General features: G+C 64.2%; 15 protein-coding genes and 1 riboswitch. Of the genes, 10 read left to right on the top strand and 5 right to left on the bottom strand.

The window, feature by feature from the left end:
* Positions 1-225: 225 nt before the first annotated feature.
* Positions 226-1,005 carry an aquaporin Z gene (aqpZ, locus tag JMY29_RS05810; protein WP_197493540.1) on the top strand — a complete coding sequence of 260 codons (780 nt, stop codon included), beginning with the start codon at positions 226-228 and terminating at the stop codon, positions 1,003-1,005.
* Positions 1,006-1,091: 86 nt separating this feature from the next.
* Here aqpZ and JMY29_RS05805 read toward each other — a convergent pair whose 3' ends face one another.
* Both JMY29_RS05805 and glyA read right to left on the bottom strand, forming a co-directional pair.
* Positions 1,092-1,985 carry a bifunctional methylenetetrahydrofolate dehydrogenase/methenyltetrahydrofolate cyclohydrolase gene (locus tag JMY29_RS05805; RefSeq protein WP_018777238.1) on the bottom strand — a complete coding sequence of 298 codons (894 nt, stop codon included), beginning with the start codon at positions 1,983-1,985 and terminating at the stop codon, positions 1,092-1,094.
* Between the two features lie 133 nt (positions 1,986-2,118).
* The gene (gene glyA / locus JMY29_RS05800; protein WP_209783725.1) at positions 2,119-3,417 is read right to left on the bottom strand and encodes a serine hydroxymethyltransferase; all 1,299 of its coding nucleotides are present in this window, start codon (positions 3,415-3,417) and stop codon (positions 2,119-2,121) included.
* A gap of 116 nt (positions 3,418-3,533) precedes the next feature.
* A riboswitch (ZMP/ZTP riboswitch) is annotated at positions 3,534-3,619 on the bottom strand.
* A 35-nt stretch (positions 3,620-3,654) separates the two neighbouring features.
* Between glyA and purU the strand changes: the two genes are divergently transcribed.
* The 3 genes from purU to JMY29_RS05785 are packed head-to-tail and all read left to right on the top strand — an operon-like array spanning position 3,655 to position 5,715.
* Positions 3,655-4,506: a formyltetrahydrofolate deformylase gene (purU, locus tag JMY29_RS05795; protein ID WP_189075919.1), complete on the top strand. Its 852-nt coding sequence runs from the start codon at positions 3,655-3,657 to the stop codon at positions 4,504-4,506.
* 21 nt (positions 4,507-4,527) lie between these two features.
* Complete coding sequence (locus JMY29_RS05790; RefSeq protein ID WP_189075920.1) at positions 4,528-5,187, top strand: class I SAM-dependent methyltransferase; 660 nt, start codon at positions 4,528-4,530, stop codon at positions 5,185-5,187.
* 9 nt (positions 5,188-5,196) lie between these two features.
* Positions 5,197-5,715 carry a gamma carbonic anhydrase family protein gene (locus JMY29_RS05785; RefSeq protein ID WP_189075921.1) on the top strand — a complete coding sequence of 173 codons (519 nt, stop codon included), beginning with the start codon at positions 5,197-5,199 and terminating at the stop codon, positions 5,713-5,715.
* Between the two features lie 76 nt (positions 5,716-5,791).
* Here JMY29_RS05785 and JMY29_RS05780 read toward each other — a convergent pair whose 3' ends face one another.
* Positions 5,792-7,495, bottom strand: a complete 1,704-nt coding sequence (locus JMY29_RS05780) for a flavin monoamine oxidase family protein (protein ID WP_189075922.1) — start codon at positions 7,493-7,495, stop codon at positions 5,792-5,794.
* On the bottom strand, positions 7,492-9,006 hold the full coding sequence (locus JMY29_RS05775; RefSeq protein WP_064722074.1) for an amino acid permease: 1,515 nt from the start codon (positions 9,004-9,006) through the stop codon (positions 7,492-7,494). Before JMY29_RS05775 ends, JMY29_RS05780 begins: the two co-directional genes overlap by 4 nt.
* A gap of 110 nt (positions 9,007-9,116) precedes the next feature.
* Between JMY29_RS05775 and alr the strand changes: the two genes are divergently transcribed.
* Positions 9,117-10,349: an alanine racemase gene (alr, locus tag JMY29_RS05770; RefSeq protein ID WP_110504342.1), complete on the top strand. Its 1,233-nt coding sequence runs from the start codon at positions 9,117-9,119 to the stop codon at positions 10,347-10,349.
* Positions 10,339-11,946 (top strand): PucR family transcriptional regulator, encoded by a 1,608-nt coding sequence (locus JMY29_RS05765; protein ID WP_055974637.1) that lies wholly within the window; start codon positions 10,339-10,341, stop codon positions 11,944-11,946. The genes alr and JMY29_RS05765 overlap by 11 nt, the downstream gene beginning before the upstream one ends.
* Here JMY29_RS05765 and JMY29_RS05760 read toward each other — a convergent pair.
* Complete coding sequence (locus JMY29_RS05760) at positions 11,943-12,788, bottom strand: carbon-nitrogen hydrolase family protein (protein WP_229778610.1); 846 nt, start codon at positions 12,786-12,788, stop codon at positions 11,943-11,945. The genes JMY29_RS05765 and JMY29_RS05760 overlap by 4 nt on opposite strands.
* 306 nt (positions 12,789-13,094) lie before the next feature.
* Here JMY29_RS05760 and JMY29_RS05755 point away from each other — a divergent pair, with 306 nt between their 5' ends.
* From JMY29_RS05755 to JMY29_RS05740, 4 genes are all read left to right on the top strand, one after another.
* Positions 13,095-14,285, top strand: coding sequence for an ROK family transcriptional regulator (locus JMY29_RS05755; RefSeq protein ID WP_018777228.1), 1,191 nt, complete (start codon positions 13,095-13,097; stop codon positions 14,283-14,285).
* 130 nt (positions 14,286-14,415) lie between these two features.
* Positions 14,416-15,972 (top strand): multiple monosaccharide ABC transporter ATP-binding protein, encoded by a 1,557-nt coding sequence (gene mmsA / locus JMY29_RS05750; RefSeq protein ID WP_189075923.1) that lies wholly within the window; start codon positions 14,416-14,418, stop codon positions 15,970-15,972.
* Between the two features lie 45 nt (positions 15,973-16,017).
* Entirely contained in the window at positions 16,018-17,289 is a 1,272-nt protein-coding gene (gene mmsB, locus JMY29_RS05745) for a multiple monosaccharide ABC transporter permease (protein ID WP_018777226.1), read from the top strand.
* 54 nt (positions 17,290-17,343) lie between these two features.
* On the top strand, positions 17,344-18,441 hold the full coding sequence (locus tag JMY29_RS05740) for a substrate-binding domain-containing protein (protein ID WP_035733403.1): 1,098 nt from the start codon (positions 17,344-17,346) through the stop codon (positions 18,439-18,441).
* Positions 18,442-18,514: the final 73 nt, after the last annotated feature.

Below are 18,514 nucleotides of genomic sequence, written 5' to 3'. Positions count from 1 at the left end.
ATTGTGCACCCTCAGCAGACTAGTAGCGCCCGCCGACATGTGAAAGATGTGTTCCGCAACTTTCTGGATTTAGCCGATGCAGGCACCGGGGACCTGCGCCCGCAACCAGCTGTCCTTTCCGAAAGACAGGCCCGGAATCGCGTCACAAACGCGGGAGCAGCCGCACGACGTTCTTGGGGTGAACCGCCCCCAACGCAAACAACCTCCAAAACTGAAAGGCTCAGCATGGCCAGCCGCAATACCAAGACCATCCCACGACCCACGGATCCCGGTGCCGGCCCGGCTTTGGTCTCCAGGCTCGGCGCTGAAGCTTTGGGCACATTTATTTTGGTTTTCGGTGGCGTGGGAACTGCGCTGTTCGCAGCAAGCTTCCCGGATCCCGCTAACGCCGTGGGGGTTGGATTCCTGGGCGTGTCCCTGGCTTTCGGACTGACGGTCGTCGCCGGTGCCTACGCTTTCGGTCACGTCTCAGGCGGGCACTTCAACCCTGCGGTGACGATCGGCCTGGCAGTCGCCGGGCGTTTTCCGGCCAAGGACATAGCGGCCTACATTGGGGCGCAGCTTGTGGGCGGCGCGGCAGGCTCCAGCGTGCTGGCCGTCATCGCTGCCGGCGGCTCCGACGGCTTCTTCACTGCCGCCCGGGCAGCCGGATTCGCCTCCAATGGTTTCGGCGACCACTCCCCCGGGGGCTTTGGCCTTGGTTCGGCGCTGATGACCGAATTCGTCCTGACCGCTGTCTTCGTCCTGGTCATCCTTGGCGTCACTGACCGGCGTGCACAGGCCGGATTCGCCGCACTTGCCATCGGGTTCAGCCTGACCCTCATCCACCTCATCAGCATTCCCGTGACCAACACCTCGGTGAACCCGGCCCGTTCCATCGCCACGGCCCTGTATGCCGACAACTGGGCGCTGGGCCAGCTCTGGGTCTTCATCGTTGCCCCCATCGCCGGAGCCATCGCTGCAGCCGCCCTGTACCGCGTCGTATTCGCAGCGAAAACACCATGACCGAGGTCCACTAGGGCGCTCCCCGCGGGACGGAAAAGGGCGCCTGCTCCCAAACGGAGCGGGCGCCCTTTCAGCATTCAGCGAGGTTACGCGATGCCGGCCTGGCGTTCGGCGCTCTCCACGACGTTGGCAAGCAGCATGGCGCGGGTCATCGGACCCACGCCGCCCGGGTTCGGGGACAACCAGGCGGCGACGTCGGCAGCTGCCGGGTCCACATCGCCAGTGACAACAGCCTTGCCGTTGCCGTCGTCCACGCGGCTGACGCCGACGTCGAGCACGATTGCGCCCGGCTTGAGGTCTTCTGCCTTGATCATGTGCGGCACGCCAGCGGCGGCAATCACGACGTCGGCCTGCTTGAGTTCCGCGGGCAGGTCCACGGTTCCGGTGTGGGCCAGGATCACCGTTGCGTTGACTTCCTTGCGGGTCAGCAGCAGTCCGATGGGACGGCCGATGGTCACGCCGCGGCCAACCACCAGGACGCGCTTGCCCTTGAGGTCGATGTCGTGGCGGCGAAGCAGCTCCACACAGCCCTTGGGCGTGCAGGGCAGCGGCGACTTCATTTCACCGTTCACGTTGGCCACCAGGCGGCCAAGGTTCATGGGGTGCAGGCCGTCGGCGTCCTTCTCCGGGTCCATGGCTTCCAGGATGACGTCCTGGTCGATGTGCTTGGGAAGCGGGAGCTGGACGATGTAGCCGGTGCACTCGGGGTTCTCGTTGAGTTCCTGGACGACCTTCAGGAGGTCTTCCTGGGAGATGTCCTCGGGGAGGTCGCGGCGGATGGACTGGATGCCCACCTCTGCGCAGTCCTTGTGCTTGCCGCCGACATACCAGGTGCTGCCGGGGTCGGAGCCCACCAGGATGGTGCCCAGGCCGGGGACGATGCCCTTGGCGGCAAGGGCAGAAACGCGGGTGGTCAGTTCTGCCTTGATGGCAGCGGCGGTGGCCTTGCCGTCGAGGATCTGTGCGGTGGACTGTGTCATTCCATCTGCTCTTTCTGCTGGGAGGCTCATGCCAACGGGACCCGCCGCCGTAGGTGTGGCGGCGGATCCCGTTGGCTCCGGTTCAGTGCCGGGGTAATGCGTGTTCAGCGCTTGTTGTCGCAGGAACCGCTGGTTACCACTGCTCGTGCTGCGGGTACAGCGGGAAGTTGTCGGCGAGCTTGTCGACGCGTGCCTGGAGGGCCTCTGCATCAACGCTGCCGGCGGCGCCCTTTACGAGTGCGGTGGCGATGATGTCGGCAACCTCGGTGAACTCGTCGGCACCGAAACCGCGGGTAGCCAGGGCGGGCGTACCGATGCGGAGGCCGGAGGTGACCATCGGCGGGCGGGGGTCGAACGGAACAGAGTTCCGGTTCACGGTGATGCCCACCGAGTGCAGGAGGTCTTCGGCCTGCTGGCCGTCCAACTGGGAGTTGCGCAGGTCAACCAGGACCAGGTGGACGTCGGTGCCGCCGGTCAGGACCGAGACGCCGGCTTCGGCGACGTCGGCCTGGTTGAGACGGTCAGCGATGATCTTGGCGCCCTCAAGGACACGCTCCTGGCGTTCCTTGAACTCTTCGCCGCCGGCGATCTTGAAGGCAACGGCCTTGGCTGCGATGACGTGCATGAGCGGGCCGCCCTGCTGGCCCGGGAAGACGCTGGAGTTGAGCTTCTTGGCCCACTCCTGCTTGCCCAGGATCACGCCGGAACGCGGACCTGCCAGGGTCTTGTGGACCGTGGAGGTGACGACGTCGGAGTGCGGCACCGGGCTCGGGTGCAGTCCTGCTGCTACAAGACCTGCGAAGTGCGCCATGTCGGTCCACAGGAGCGCACCGACTTCGTCGGCGATGGAACGGAAAGCTGCGAAATCGAGGTGGCGCGGGTAGGCGGACCAGCCTGCGATGATGACCTGCGGCTTCTCGGCGATGGCCTGCTCGCGGAGCTTGTCCATGTCGATGCGGAAGTTGTCCTCTTCCACCTGGTAAGCCGCTACGTTGTAGAGCTTGCCGGAGAAGTTGAGCTTCATGCCGTGGGTCAGGTGTCCGCCGTGTGCCAGGGACAGGCCGAGGATCTTGTCGCCCGGGTTGATCATGGCGGACAGTGCTGCAGCGTTTGCCTGGGCACCGGAGTGGGGCTGGACATTGGCGTATTCGGCGCCGAAGAGTTCCTTGACCCGGTCGATGGCGAGCTGCTCAGCGACGTCGACGTATTCACAACCGCCGTAGTAGCGGCGGCCCGGGTAACCCTCGGCATACTTGTTGGTCAGGACGGAGCCCTGGGCTTCCATCACAGCGCGGGGGGCGAAGTTTTCGGAGGCAATCATTTCCAGGGTGCCGCGCTGGCGGCCAAGCTCCTGGTCGAGGACTGCTGCGATCTCGGGATCGAGTTCGGCGAGCGACTGGTTGCTGACAGACGCTGAAGTGGTGGTAGTCACGGAGATCTCCTGGCTAGGGAACGGGTGGTGCTACAGGTCAGGCTACCGGCAGCAGCATTCCCGCGTCCCCTTGATGACAGGAGGCATCGGTCACTTGCGTGCGACGGTAAGACATGACCCTCGGCCCAGGCGTACGATCCGTGGTCTTCGTGATTGCCGCTCCCTGGTGGTAGTCCACCCAACGCCAGTTGCGACCCGTTAACAGTACAACAAGGCAGCACCGGTAGGCTTGTCCGTGTGACTGACTCCACCGCTTTTGTTGTGACCCTCTCCTGCCCCGACCGCCCCGGCATCGTGCACGCTGTTGCCGGCGCACTCCTTGACGCCGGGTGCAATATCGCCGATTCGCAACAATACGGAAGCCCCACCACCGGCAACTTCTTCATGCGCGTGGAGGCGACGACGTCGAGCACCCAGGCGGAACTGGCCGCCGCCTTGCAGCCGGTGGCCGATACCTTCGGCATGACGTGGCAGATCAACCCCGTTGGCCGGAAGGTGCGCACCATCATCCTGTGCTCCAAGGACGCCCACTGCCTCAATGACCTGCTGTTCCAGCAGCGCACAGGCACCCTGCCCATCGAGGTTCCGGCCATCGTCTCCAACCACCGCGACCTGGAGGAACTGGCCAACTTCTACGGCATCCCGTTCCACCACATCCCCGTAACACCGGAAACCAAGCCGCAGGCCGAGGCTGAGCTCCTGAAGCTGGTCGCCGAGCATGACGTCGAATTGACCGTCCTGGCCCGGTACATGCAGGTCCTCTCCAACGATCTCTGCACGGAGTTGAACGGCAAAGCCATCAACATCCACCACTCGTTCCTCCCCTCTTTCAAGGGCGCAAAGCCATACCACCAGGCGCACGCCCGCGGCGTGAAGATCATCGGCGCCACGGCGCATTATGTGACCGCAGACCTGGATGAGGGACCGATCATCGAACAGGAGGTCATCCGAGTGGACCATGCGCGCACGGCGGCCCAGTTCGTCCAGATGGGCCGAGACGTGGAGGGCCGCACGCTGGCCCAGGCAGTGCAGTGGCACGCCGAGCACCGCGTCCTCCTGGATGGCACCCGGACCGTGGTGTTCAACTAACACCACTCCTAAGCTGGGGGTATGCAGGGCCTTCCTGATCCGGAGCGCGACCTCGCTGTCTATTACGACCGCCATGCCGCCGCACGGAATACCCGCTCGCTGACTCCCCACCGGGTTGAGTGCCGGGAGTGGTTCATCCGGCTACTCAAGTCCGAACACCGTCGTTCCTTGCTGGAGCTCGGCTGTGGCACCGGTGTTGAAGGCGTGGAGTTCGTCCGCGCCGGGCTGCACTACACGGGTGTGGACCTGTCGCCGGAGAGCGTCCACGTGGCCCGCGCCGCAGGACTCGACGCCTCGGTTGCGAGCGGGCGGGACCTGCCGTTTGCGGATTCGGCCTTCGAAGCGGCGTGGACCATGAGCACGCTGTTACATGTCCCCAACAGCGGAATTCACGACGTCGTCCGCGAACTCGTGCGGGTCACCGCACCGGGTGCGCCAATCGCCGTCGGACTCTGGTCCGGTGACGACGACGAAGTTCTGAACCCGGAGGACCTGGAAGAACCGCGGCGTTTCTTCAGCCGCCGCAGTGACGAAACCGTGCGGCGGATTTTTGGGGAACACGGCGTGGTGGAGCATTTCCGAACGTGGCCGGAAGGTGTGGGCGTGGAGTCCGGCCCCGGCGCGGGCAACTGGGTGCAGCACTACCAATTCCTGCTGCTCCGCACCCCTTCACCCAACTAGGCTGGGCCCATGGCTCCTTCTTACACTTTCGCCGGGGACACCCCGGCCATCCATGAAACCGCCTTCGTGGCACCCACTGCGTCCATTATTGGGAAGGCAACGTTGGCTGAGGACTCCAGCGCCTTCTACGGGGTCTCCGTCCGCGCGGATACAGCTGCGATCAGCGTAGGCGCAGGCTCCAACCTGCAGGACAACGTAGTTCTCCACGCCGACCCCGGTTTCCCGTGCACTGTCGGCGAGCGCGTCTCCGTCGGGCACAGCGCTGTGGTCCACGGCTGCACAGTGGAGGACGACTGTCTCATCGGCATGAGTGCCACCATCCTCAACGGCGCGGTGATCGGCACGGGTTCCCTCATTGCTGCCGGCGCCGTCGTGTTGGAAGGCACCGTCATTCCCCCGCGCTCCCTCGTAGCGGGCGTTCCTGCCAAAGTCCGCCGCGAATTGACGGACGAAGAATTGGAGGGCGTGAAGCACAACGCCGCCCACTACAAGGAACTCGCAGCGGCGCACCGGGACATGCACGCTTAACGCCGAATGCGAGGCCCGCTCTGCGTCCCCTGCGGTGGGTTTGGGGCGTAGAGCGGGCCTCGCAATGCAAAAGGGACTAGTCCAAGCTGATCGGGCCGAGCTCGTCCAGCAGGTCACCCGGGCCGGGGTTTCCGGCGGCGGACGAGCCACCCAGGTGGTTCACCACGCCCCAGACGGCATTCAGGCCCGTGGTGACGGCGCCCTCGGCCCAGCCGGCGGTGAAGGACACGTCATCACCGGCGAGGAAGATGCCGCGCTGGTTCCCGGGCAACTTGTCCTGCTTGAAGTGCGTGAACAGCCGCTGCTGGTAGCGGTAGTGTCCGGGCAGGTTGGCCTTGAAGGCCCCCATGAAGTTGGGGTCCGCTTCCCAAGAGACGGTGATCGGCTGCCCCACAATGTGGCTCGCGATGTCAACGCCCGGATAGATCTGCTCCAGCGAGTGGAGCATCAACTTGACGCGCTCCTCCGCAGTGAGGGCGAGCCACTTCAGGGCGTCGTCGTTCCACGTGTAGGACAAGAGGATGACGGCGGGCTTGTCCGGGCCGTCGTCGAGCAAGTACGTTGCCCGGTTGAGGCGGTCGGTGAGGGTCATGGACAAGACTTCACGCCCGGTCTCCGGGTCGTTGTCCTTCCAGAACGGCCGGTCCACCATCACGAAGGTCTTGGACGACTGCATGTAGTGCGAGCGTTCGATCGCGGTCCACATCTCCGCGGGGAACAGTGCCTCTTCGGTGTGGATACGGGTGGAGAGCAGCCACGACTGGCATGTGGTGACCACGGCCTGGTAGCTGGCTTCGCGTCCCCAGTTTTCCCGCACCACGAGGTCGCCGTTCTCTGCCCGGCGGATGTTGTCCACGGCCCCGCGCGGCGAACCTGAGTGCAGGGAGGCCAGAGAGGTTCCTTCCGGCCAGTGCTTCAGGCCCGACGGCGCGTGGTTCCAAAGTGCCTCCGGGAGCCTTTGCGCGCCTCCCGAAATGGAGCGGTGCTGGTCGTCGGCGTCGGTGTACACGACGCGCAGGATCTCGAGGATGGAGTTGGGGAAGTCGGTGTCCCAACCGCCCGTGCCGAAGCCGACCTGGCCGAATGCCTCGCGGTGGGCGAAGCCGGCTTCCTTGAACGACTTGCTGGCAGCGATGAAGCCGTAGAAGGTCTGCTCGTCGAGTTCGGGCAGGAGCGCGTTCCACAGTTCCTTGATCCGCTTGGTGTCACGGGCCTTGATGGCTTCCTGCATCTCCGCGAAGGCTGCGCCGTCGTTGATCGCGGCTTTCCAGGCGTCGGCAACTTCGCGGAAGAACACGGGCAGTTCTTCGGCGGTGGTGGCGTAATGCTTCTTGCCCGCGAGCTCGATCACAGTGCTGGATGTTGCCGGTGCCATGGGGTTGGGGAATTCGTTGGTGTCCAGCCCCAGGAGGTCCACGTAGTGGTAGAACGCCTTGCCGGAAACCGGGAAGCGCATGCCGCCGAGGTCGGCTACGACGCCGGGCGCGGACGGGAAGCTCGCGGTCCGGAGCCGGCCACCGATCTGGTCGGCCTCGTAAATGACCGGTTTGAGGCCAAGCTTCATGAGTTCGTAGGCGGTCACGAGTCCGGAGAGGCCCGCACCGATGACGGCGACTTCGGTGCCGTACATTTCCTCCGGGACGGAGCCAAGCCCGTCCGGGTGTGCCAGGTAGTGGTCGTAGCTGAAGGGGAAGTCCGGGTTCAGCATGGTGATCGGCGCTTCACTAGCGCCGGGTGCTGCGGGTTCCCCGGCGACGGGAAGTTCGGTGGCGATGGTCATGGTTTTGCTGCTTTCACAGGTTCCGGGCTCATGGCCCTGGTGGTCATTTCACGGTAGTCCTGCTCGCTGAGCGCGGCTACCTTGGAGTTCCGGCGTCCATAGCCGAAGTAGACGGCGATGCCCACCAGCATCCACACCCCAAAGGTGATCCAGGTATCTGCGCCGAGGTTGAGCATCAGGTAGGCGCACATCAGGGCGCCGAGGATCGGCGTGACCGGGTATAGGGGAACGCGGAAGCTTCGCTCGAGGTCCGGGCGGTTGCGTCGCAGGTAGATCACGGCGACATTGACCAGGGCAAAGGCAAACAGCGTGCCGATGCTGGTGGCGTCCGCCAGCGCGCCCAGCGGGACAAGGCCCGCAGTGAGGGCGACGGCGGTGCCGATGATGAGCGTTCCCGCCACCGGAGTGCCGGTCCGCGGGGAGACGCGGCCGAAGATTTTGGGCACCATGCCGTCGCGGGACATGGACAGCATGATGCGCGTCTGGCCGTAGAGGACCGTCAGGACGATGCTGGCGATGGCGAGCACAGCACCGATGGAGAAGACCAGGGCGATCCAGGGCTGGCCGGTGATCTCGTGCAGGATCTGCACCAGGGCAGCTTCTGTACCGTCGAACCATCCCCACGGGCGGGCGCCGATGGCGGCCACGGATACGAGGACGTAGATGCTGGTGACGATCACCATGGACAGCATGATGGCCCTGGGAAGGTCACGCTTAGGGTTCCTGGCCTCTTCCCCTGCCGTGGAGGCGGCGTCAAAGCCGATGTAGGAGAAGAAGACGCTGGAGGCGGCTGCCGAAACACCTGCGGCGCCCATGGGCAGCAGGGGCTCGAAGTTGCCGGCATTGAAAGCCGTGAAAGCCACTGCGCAGAAGAAGATCAGGATGCCCACCTTGATGATGACAATCGCTGTGTTGATCCACGCACTCTCGCGGGCGCCCCTGACCAGCAGGATCATGGCGAAGACCACGATCACCACGGCCGGTATGTTGACCAGGCCGCCATCCCCCGGAGGTTGGGACAACGCGTCCGGAAGGACCTGCCCAAAGGCGGCCAGGGTCTCATTGACGTACTGTCCGGCGCCGACGGCAACTGCTGCCACGGAGACGGCATACTCCAGCACCAGGCACCAGCCGCAGATCCACGCCATGCCCTCGCCCATGGTGGCGTAGGAATAGGAGTAACTGGAGCCTGCCACCGGGACCAGCCCGGCCATCTCCGCGTACGACACAGCAGAGAGCAGCGCAGCCAGACCCGCGATGACAAAGGAGATCCAGATGGCCGGACCTGCCAGCGGAACGGATTCGCCGAGAATGACGAGGATGCCGGTGCCGAGCGTGGCACCAACGCTGATCATGGTCAGCTGCAGCACGCCGAAGCTGCGGACCAGCGGAGTGCCGCCTTCGCCGCTGCCGGACTCGCTGACCATCTGCCCAATGGGCTTTCGGCGCAGCAACTGGGCTCCGAGGCTCGGCCTCGCAGCGCCCACCGCCGCTGGATTTTCGGTGTTCACAGGCACAGTCACCCTTGACGTCCCTTCAAAGTAGTTTCGATTTCCCCTCCACAAGACTGGCATGTGAGCCACCTCTCACCACGGTGCAAAATGACCTATAGTGTTCAACCATGAGACGTAATGCACACTATCAAGAGGCTGCCCCAGCGGCCCTCTCCGGACAGGTCACCGTTGACCTGTCCGCCATTTCAGACAACGTCAAGGCCCTGAAACAGCGCACCGAGGCGCCGTTCTTCATGGCCGTGGTGAAGGGCAACGCCTATGGGCACGGCCTGGTGGAAGTGGCCCGAACTGCTGCCGATGCCGGGGCCGATTGGTTGGGAACAGCCCAACTCACGGAAGCCATCGCCCTCCGCAAAGCAGGCATCACCCTGCCCATCCTTTCCTGGCTCTATCTGGCATCCCAGACAAGTGCCACCATTCTCGAGGCGCTGGAAAACGACATCGACGTGTCCCTCGGGAGCGTTGGCCAACTGGAGGTCCTGGCGGGTATCGCCGGCCGCCTTGGCCGCCCCGCCGTCGTCCATCTCGAACTGGACAGCGGCCTCAGCCGTGGCGGCGCGCGCAAGGAAGACTGGGCGGAACTCGTGGCGCACGCGCGGCAAGCCGAAATCGACGGAACCCTCCGCGTCCGCGGCCTCTGGACCCACCTGGCCTGGGCCGATGTCCCGGCACACCCTGGCAACGCAGCCGCCGTCGCCGAGTTCGAGGACGCCGTCCGTGAAGCCCGTGACGCCGGGCTGACCCCGGAACTGCGGCACGTTTCCAGCTCCGCCAACATCCTGGACCGCCCCGAATTCCACTTCGACATGGTCCGCGCAGGGCTGGCAATCTATGGCCTCGCTCCGGCGGACCACCTCAACCCGGCGGACTTCGGGCTGCGCCCGGCGCTGAGCGTGACTGCGCCGCTGGTCATGGTGAAAAAGGTCCCAGCGGGCACCGGGGTCAGCTACGAACACCAGGCCATCACCTACGAACCCCGGTATCTGGGGCTCATCCCGCTCGGTTACGCGGACGGCATTCCCAAGGGCATCAGCGGACGCTCGGTGGTGAACATCGCTGGCCGCAGCGTGCCGGTAATCGGCAAGGTCTGCATGGACCAGTTCATGGTGGACCTCGGGCCGGATGCGTCCGGAATCGCAGTGGGAGACACCGCCGTGCTGTTCGGCGATCCCTCCAGCGGAGCGGCGAGCGCCGACGACTGGGGTGCCGCGATCGGCAGCCATGGAGACGAGATCATCAACAGGATCGCACCGCGCCTCCCCCGTGCCTACTCGACTACCGCCTACCAATGCCCCGACTACCAGGAGCCGGCAGCCGCCGGGCAAGGCAATGTCGCCTGAACCCGCCACCGCCCGCCTGAGCTTCGTCACGCTTGAGCAGTTCCTGGAGCAGCTGCCGCCCGAGTTGAAAATGATTCACGACGGCGGCAGCGGCGGCTCGCTGCTGCGGTGGGTGGAACCCAGTGAGCTCGAAGACCCCACGCCCTACCTGCCCGAGGGCGAATTCCTCCTCACCGCCGGGCTGCCCTTCCTTGGGGAGGGCGGCACGGCGGCGAAGGTTGACGCCTACGTCCGCCGGCTCGTGGACGCCAAGGTCGCTGCACTGGGGTTCGGCATCAGGCCCTACTTCGACGCCGTACCTGAGGCCTTGGTCGAAGCGTGCCGCACCCACGACCTCACCCTTTTCGAGGTACCGGAGTCCGTCCCGTTCGCCGCGATCGGTCTTGAATTCTCGCAGCTTCTGGAGACAGACAACGCACGCGTTTTCCGGCAGCTCGCCGAGACCAACCGGCAGCTCATGCGCGCGGTCCTCTCCCCCAGGCCGGAACACGAACTGCTGGCAGCCCTCGTCCAGCGCGTACCGGTGTGGGCGCTGCTGGTGGGGGCGGACGGGCGGGTCAGGGCACGCGGGCACAATGCCGGCGGCAGCAACGGCGTCGAGCATTCACTGCTGGCACCGATGCTGGAGCGGCTGCTGTCCGGCAGCGGTCCCCGCGTGGAGATGGACGGCTTTGAGCAGCCGGGATCGGCGCTGGTGTTTGGGCACCCCCTGCGGAGTACCAAAGACGCGAACCTTGGCGCGTTGATCCTCGGTTCGGACGCGCCGCTGACACCTGCGCAGAACAACGTGGTGCAGTCGGCCGTGGGATTGCTGGAACTGCTGGTGCGGCAACGAACCAGCGGATCCCTGGCTCCGAGCCAGCTCGCCACCGCGGTGTTGCTTCATCCGGACTCCCTGGCTACCGGCGGGACCAAGCACGTCAACGGCCTCAAGGACCTGCTGGCACAGAGTTTGTCGTCCACCAGGTCGGCGCAGATGCGGGTGGTGCAGGGTGTCCGGGTGGATGGGGCGGCCGACGACGGTCCCGTCCGCGAGGTGCTCCAATGGCGGCGTCTGCTCGACACCAAGCTGGTGGAGATCACCGAGTACGGTTTCGCGGCGATCACCCGTTTGAGGGTCGATGATTCGCTGCTGGCCGACATCGAAAAACTGGGCTGGCGCCTGGTGATTGGCGAACCGACGGAACTTCACGGGCTCTCAGCGGCCTACCAGCGGGCAAGCTCCCTGCGGTCCCGGGTTGTCTCCAGTGGCATGAGCGCACGCGTGGACGAGGTGACGTGGTCGGTCACCGGCCTTCTGGGACGCGAAGCGGGGACCATGCTGGCCGAGCGGCTTCTGGCGCCCGTGCTGGCGTTGGAACCGGACCGCAGGGATCCGCTGCTGTCCGTGCTGCGGGGATGGCTCAGCGAAAACGGAAGTTGGGACGGCTCCGCCAAATTGCTCGGCCTGCACCGGAACAGTGTGCGCCGGCAGATCGGCGTCCTCGGGGAGCTGCTGGACATGGACCTCAACCAGGCGCAGGTACGGGCAGAGTTGTGGTTCGCGCTGCAGTACGTGGACGGATTGGTGACGGCGGACCGGGAGGCCACTGCCTAGGCCTGCTGCTCCCACTCGCTGTACAGTTCCGGCCTGCGTTCGCGCAGGTACGGGACTTCGTCACGGGCGGCCTTGACCGTTTCCGTACCGACCTCCGCGAACAACAACGCTGCGCCCTCCCCCGCGGCGGCGAGCAGCGAACCGTCAGGACCGGCCACCACGCTGCCGCCCAGGAAGTTGTAGATGTCCTCGTGGCCGGAATGGTTGGCGTAGGCCACGTTGAGCTGGCTTTCCAACGCTCTGGCGCGGATGAGGACTTGCGGCACGTTCTCGAACCCGGCGGAAAGGGCTGTCGGCACCAGCAGGAGTTCAGCACCGCGGGTGGCCGCGGCACGCACTGCTTCAGGGAACTCGACGTCGTAGCAGATCAGCATCGACGTGCGGATTCCGTTGAAATCCACGACGGCGGGAGGTACCTGGGCGCCGACGAACGCCTTGTGTTCCTCCGGACCGAAGAGGTGGACCTTGGCGTAATTGAGGATTTCATCGCCCGAAGCGTCCAGCAAAGTGGCCGTGATGTGCCAGGCGTCGCCGGCCAAAGCCGGCTGCGCGGCGTCGTCGTGTGCTGCCTCCTTGGGGGCGACGGCCGGCAGGCTGTAGACCAAGCCAATGCCGTGAGTGCGCGCGATCCCGGCCAAGCGTTCGCGAACTGCCGGCAAAGTGGCGGGGTCCAACTCGGCATGCAGGCGCAGTGGCGCGTAACCAACAGGGAACAGCTCCGGGGTGAGCAGCAGAGCAGCTCCCGCGCTGGAAGCACGCTGGGCTGCGTCCTCGATTGTGCGCAGGTTGGCGTCCACGTCCATGACGGAGGCGTTCGCCTGCAGGATTGCGAGCAGCATCATTACCACCTTGTTTCACCTGATCCCTGCCGTCCGTGGGCATGGGACATCTTCTTGGTTCAAGCCTAGGCTTCGCTCCGTTGCATGCGGCGATGCAATTGGACCTGCGGGCCGCGAACCCGGGACGCATTGCACGCGCCTCCCCTGTTGCGGGGTTCGCTCTGCGCCTAAAAAGTTGGGGATAGGGCGCATATCGGGCCTCACAGGGGGTACTTAGAGAGTGTCCTTGCGTTGGAGTATGTCAGCGATACTTGACTCGCTGTGTTCACTTCTTGACTACAACGCATCTTCTGGGGCAATCTTCTTGTCATGCCCGCTACGCAGCGCTCAACGAAGAGCCACCCAAGAAAACCCGGCTCGCAGTCCGCGCTCCGCCACCTCAATCAGCAGCGCATCATCGAGTGCTTGCTGAGCGGACCGTCCACGCAAGCCGAGCTTTCGCGGCAGACCGGCCTCTCCACCGCCACGATCTCGAACATCGTCAAAATCATGCAGGACGCCGGCCTGGTGTCCACCGAACCGACCACGAGCTCCGGCCGCCGCGCAACCAACGTACGGCTGAACAGCAACGGGGCTGTCGCCGTCGGAATCGACTTCGGACGCCGCCACCTGCGGGTGGTTCTGGCCTCGCTGGGCTACCACGTTATTGCCGAGGACTACATCGAGTTGCCCTTGGGTCACCAGGCGGAAGAGGGCATCGCCGCTGCGGTCCGCCTGCTGGAGAAACTGCTCCGGGAGAACGGCATCGACCGAACGGCCGTAGTCGGAGCAGGAGCCGGCATTCCCGGCCCGATCGACCGCAGGTCCGGCACCGTCGCGCAAGGCGCCATCCTTCCCGAATGGGTGGGCATCGACATCCTCCACAGGCTGGAGGAAGCACTGAATTGCCCCGTCTTTGTTGACAACGACGCCAATCTTGGCGCGCTGTCCGAAGTGACCTGGGGACCGCACAGCGGTGTCTCCAACCTCATGTTCCTCAAGATCGGTTCGGGCATTGGCGCCGGCCTGATCCTCAACGGATTCCCGTACTACGGCAACGTCGGCATCACCGGTGAAATCGGCCACGCGACGATCCATGAACACGGCCTCGTGTGCCGCTGCGGGAACCGGGGTTGCCTGGAAACGATAGCGTCCACCACCACCATGATCGAGCTGTTGGGCCGCGGCCAGGAGACATTGCTGACGCCCCAGGACATCGTGCGCAATTGCCTCGCCGGGGACTCCGCGACACAGCGCGTCGTGGACGACGCCGGCCTGGCCGTGGGACGTGCACTGGGGAACGTTTCCAACCTGATCAACCCCGAGGTCATCGTTGTCGGTGGCCCGCTGGCTGGTCTTGGCGACCTGCTCCTGGACCCCATCCGCAGGGGCCTGGTACGCCATGCCGTGCCCGTGGTGGGCGAGACGACGCACCTGGCAATGTCCTCCCTCGGCGCCCGGGCAGAGGCCCTCGGAGCGGCCGCTTTGGTGTTCCAGCACGCCGGTATTACTGGTAGGTAACGAAATCGTTAGCTGGATCATGCGTTCAAGTCTTGACGACAAGATAGGTGATCCAGTTTACTTTTTCATCAGACAGCTCCGCCGTTTGCGGGGCCGACAACGAAGTCATGCATTGGAGGCGTAAGGGCTGATGACAACCCTCGACACGCAAGGCGAGCCCATCCTTTTGGAGATGCGCTCCATCACCAAGGAATTCCCTGGAGTGAAAGCCTTGTCGAACGTAAGCCTGCGCGTAATGGCCGGCGAGATCCACGCAATCTGTGGTGAGAACGGTGCAGGCAAATCCACGCTGATGAAGGTCCTGTCCGGGGTCTACCCCTACGGCAGCTACACCGGCGACATCGTGTACCAGGCCGAGACGCAGCAGTTCAAGGACATCCGCGCCAGTGAAGCGGCCGGCATCGTGATCATCCACCAGGAACTGGCACTGATCCCGGAACTGTCCATCATGGAGAACATCTTCCTGGGCAACGAACCGACGAAGTGGGGTGTCATTGACTGGGCCGAGGCCCGTAAGCGGTCCCTCGAACTCCTTGCCCGGGTAGGCCTCCGGGAAGACCCGGACACCCCCATCAAGGAAATCGGTGTCGGCAAGCAGCAGCTGGTGGAAATCGCCAAGGCGCTGAACAAGTCCGTGAAGCTCCTGATCCTGGACGAGCCCACCGCAGCACTGAACGAATCGGACTCCCAGCACCTGCTGGACCTGATCCTTGGCCTCAAAGGCCGCGGCATCACCTCGATCATCATTTCCCACAAGCTCAACGAGATCGAACAGATCGCGGACGAGATCACCATCATCCGCGACGGCAAGTCGATCGAAACGCTGAACGTCAAACGCGATGGCGTGGATGAGGACCGCATCATCAAAGGCATGGTCGGCCGGACGCTCGAGTCCCGCTTCCCGGACCACGAGCCCAAAATCGGCGAAGTCTTCTTCGAGGTCAAGGACTGGACAGTGGGTCACCCCCAGATCCAGGACCGCCTGATCTGCAAGGGATCCAATTTCTTTGTACGCCGCGGTGAGATCGTCGGCTTCGCGGGCCTTATGGGCGCCGGCCGCACGGAACTTGCCAGGTCGGTCTTCGGCCACTCCTACGGCCGGTTCATCAAGGGCCAGATCTACAAGGACGGCAAGCCGATCCAGCTCCGCAGCGTCAGGGCAGCGATCGACGCCGGACTCGGCTACGTGACCGAAGACCGGAAGTCGCTCGGGCTGAACCTGCTGGACGACATCAAGACGACCACCGTTGCGGCCAACCTTCGCGCCATCAGCAAGTACACCGTAGTTGATGACCGCAAGGAGTTCAGCGTCGCGGAGGAATACCGGAAGTCGCTTCGGACCAAGACCCCATCGGTTGAAGAGGGCGTAGCCAAACTCTCCGGTGGCAACCAGCAAAAGGTGGTGCTGGCCAAGTGGATGTTCACCGACCCGGACCTCCTGATCCTGGATGAACCCACCCGCGGCATTGACGTGGGCGCCAAATACGAGATCTACGGCATCATCCAGAGGCTGGCCGACCAGGGCAAGGGAGTGATTGTCATTTCCTCGGAGCTTCCGGAGCTCCTGGGCCTGTCCGACCGTATCTACACCATCTTCGAAGGCGCCATCACCGGCGTCCTGGACAAGAACGAAGCAAGCCAGGAAAGCCTCATGAAGCTGATGACTTCCTCCCGCAAAGCAGCCTGACCCTTTGGCCCAGCCCCGCCCCTTCCTGACACAAGGACCAAAACAATGAACGCGCTCAAGAAGCTATTTGGTGGCAATACCCGCCAGTTCGGCATGATCTTCGCCCTGGTGGCACTTATCGTCTTCTTCCAGATCTTCACGGACGGCCGCACGTTGACGCCCGGCAACGTGATCAACCTGTTCAACGGCAACTCTTACATCCTCATCCTGGCCATCGGCATGGTCCTGGTTATCATCGCCGGCCACATCGACCTCTCCGTGGGATCCGTGGCAGCATTCGTGGGCGTGTTCGTGGCCCTCGCAATGCGTGACTGGGGCCTGCCCTGGTGGGCCGGTGTGCTCTTCGGGCTGCTCCTTGGTGCCGTGATCGGTGCCTGGCAAGGGTTCTGGGTGGCATACGTCGGCATACCCGCTTTCATCGTGACGTTGGCCGGCATGCTCCTGTTCCGCGGCTTCAACCAGTTTGTCGGCAAGTCCAACACCATCCCGGTCTCCAAGGACTTCCAGTACCTCGGTTCCGGCTACCTTCCGGAGATCGGCCCGAACACCGGCTTCAACAACCTCACCTTGCTCCTGGGCATCGTTGCTGCGGCATTCGTCGTCATCATGTCGCTGCGTGCCCGCGCTGCCAACAAGGCTTTGGGCGCAGACGTTCCCGAGCTCTGGGTTGAGGTCACCAAGCTGGTCCTCATCTGCGGAGCGATCCTCTACGCCACGTACTTGTTCGCCACCGGCCGCCCCGGAACGTCCTTCCCCATCCCCGGCCTGATCCTGGCCGTCCTGGTCCTCATCTACGGTTTCATCGCAGACAAGACGGTCCTTGGCCGCCACGTCTACGCTGTGGGTGGCAACCGCCACGCAGCCGAGCTGTCCGGCGTGCAGTCCAAGAAGGTCAACTTCATGGTCATGATGAACATGTCCGTCCTGGCAGGCCTGGCCGGCATGATCTTCGTTGGCCGCTCCACGGCATCGGGCCCGTTCGATGGCGTTGGCTGGGAACTGGATGCCATCGCAGCCGTCTTCATCGGTGGCGCAGCCGTTACCGGTGGCGTCGGTACCGTGATCGGCTCGATCGTCGGTGGCCTTGTCATGGCCGTCCTCAACAACGGCCTGCAGCTTCTGGGCGTCGGCGCCGACCTCACCCAGATCATCAAGGGCCTGGTGCTCCTGGCCGCAGTTGCCTTCGACGTCTACAACAAGTCCCAGGGCAAGCGTTCGATCACCGGTTTGCTGCTGAAGAACTTCCAGCGCAACAACAACGAACTCAAGCCCGACGAAACCACCTCCACCAAAGAGGTCATCTCCAAGGAAGCGTAATCCCGCTTCCGCTCGACTCGCTCCACCCCACCCACACAGAAAGTGAACCAAGATATGCGAATGTTTGGTAAAGCAGGAAAGGCAGCAGCAGTCGCTGCCATCGCGGCACTGGCGCTGACAGCCTGCGGCCGCACTGACAGCGGCTCAAGCAGCAGCACGGCAGGCGGGGAAGCGTTCCCCAAGGACTCGCTGATCGGCGTCGCACTTCCGCAGAAGACCAGTGAAAACTGGGTCCTCGCGGAGAAGCTGTTCAACGATGGCCTCTCCGGCGCCGGCTTCAAGGCCGACGTCCAGTTCGCCAACGGCGGCGTGTCCGAGCAGCAGAACCAGATCAGCGCCATGGTCACCAAGGGTGCCAAGGTCATCATCGTGGGAGCCATCGACGGCGCCCAGCTGGGTACCCAGCTTCAGCAGGCCAAGGACTCCGGCGCCACCGTTATCGCCTACGACCGTCTGCTCCTGAACACGGACAACGTGGACTACTACGTGGCATACGACAACTTCAAGGTCGGTGTCCTGCAGGGCCAGGCGTTGCTGGACGGACTGAAGGCCAAGAAGCCTTCCGGCCCGTACAACATCGAGCTCTTCGCCGGTTCCCCGGATGACGCCAACGCCAAGGTCTTCTTCGACGGCGCCATGAGCGTCCTGAAGCCGAAGATCGACGACGGCACCCTCAAGGTTGTCTCCGGCCAGACCTCCTTCGAGCAGGCCGTTACCCAGGGCTGGAAGGCAGAGAACGCTCAGCGTCGCGCTGACACGCTGCTCACCGGCAGCTACGGCACCGCTTCGCTCGACGGCGTCCTGTCCCCGAACGACACCCTGGCCCGTGCGGTGCTGACGTCCGTCAAGGCCGCCGGCAAGCCGCTGCCCGTGGTCACCGGCCAGGACTCCGAAGTTGAGTCCGTGAAGTCCATCATGGCCGGCGAGCAGTACTCCACCATCAATAAGGACACCCGCAAGCTCGTTGAGCACGCCATCACCATGGTGAAGGACCTCCAGGCCGGCAAGCAGCTGGAGATCAACGACAAGGACTCCTACAACAACGGCGTCAAGACCGTTCCTGCGTTCCTCCTGCCGCCGCAGATCGTTACGGCTGAGAACGTCAAGACGGCTTACGTCGACGATCCGGTACTCGGCCCGATCACCAAGTAACACCCGAGCACCAAGTATTACAGCAAGCCCCGGTCCGCCAGCAGGCGGGCCGGGGCTTTCGCTTGCTCAGGTT

The organism is Paenarthrobacter nicotinovorans (assembly GCF_021919345.1).
Lineage (GTDB): Bacteria > Actinomycetota > Actinomycetes > Actinomycetales > Micrococcaceae > Arthrobacter > Arthrobacter nicotinovorans.
This window is presented reverse-complemented; position numbering and strand designations above follow the sequence as displayed.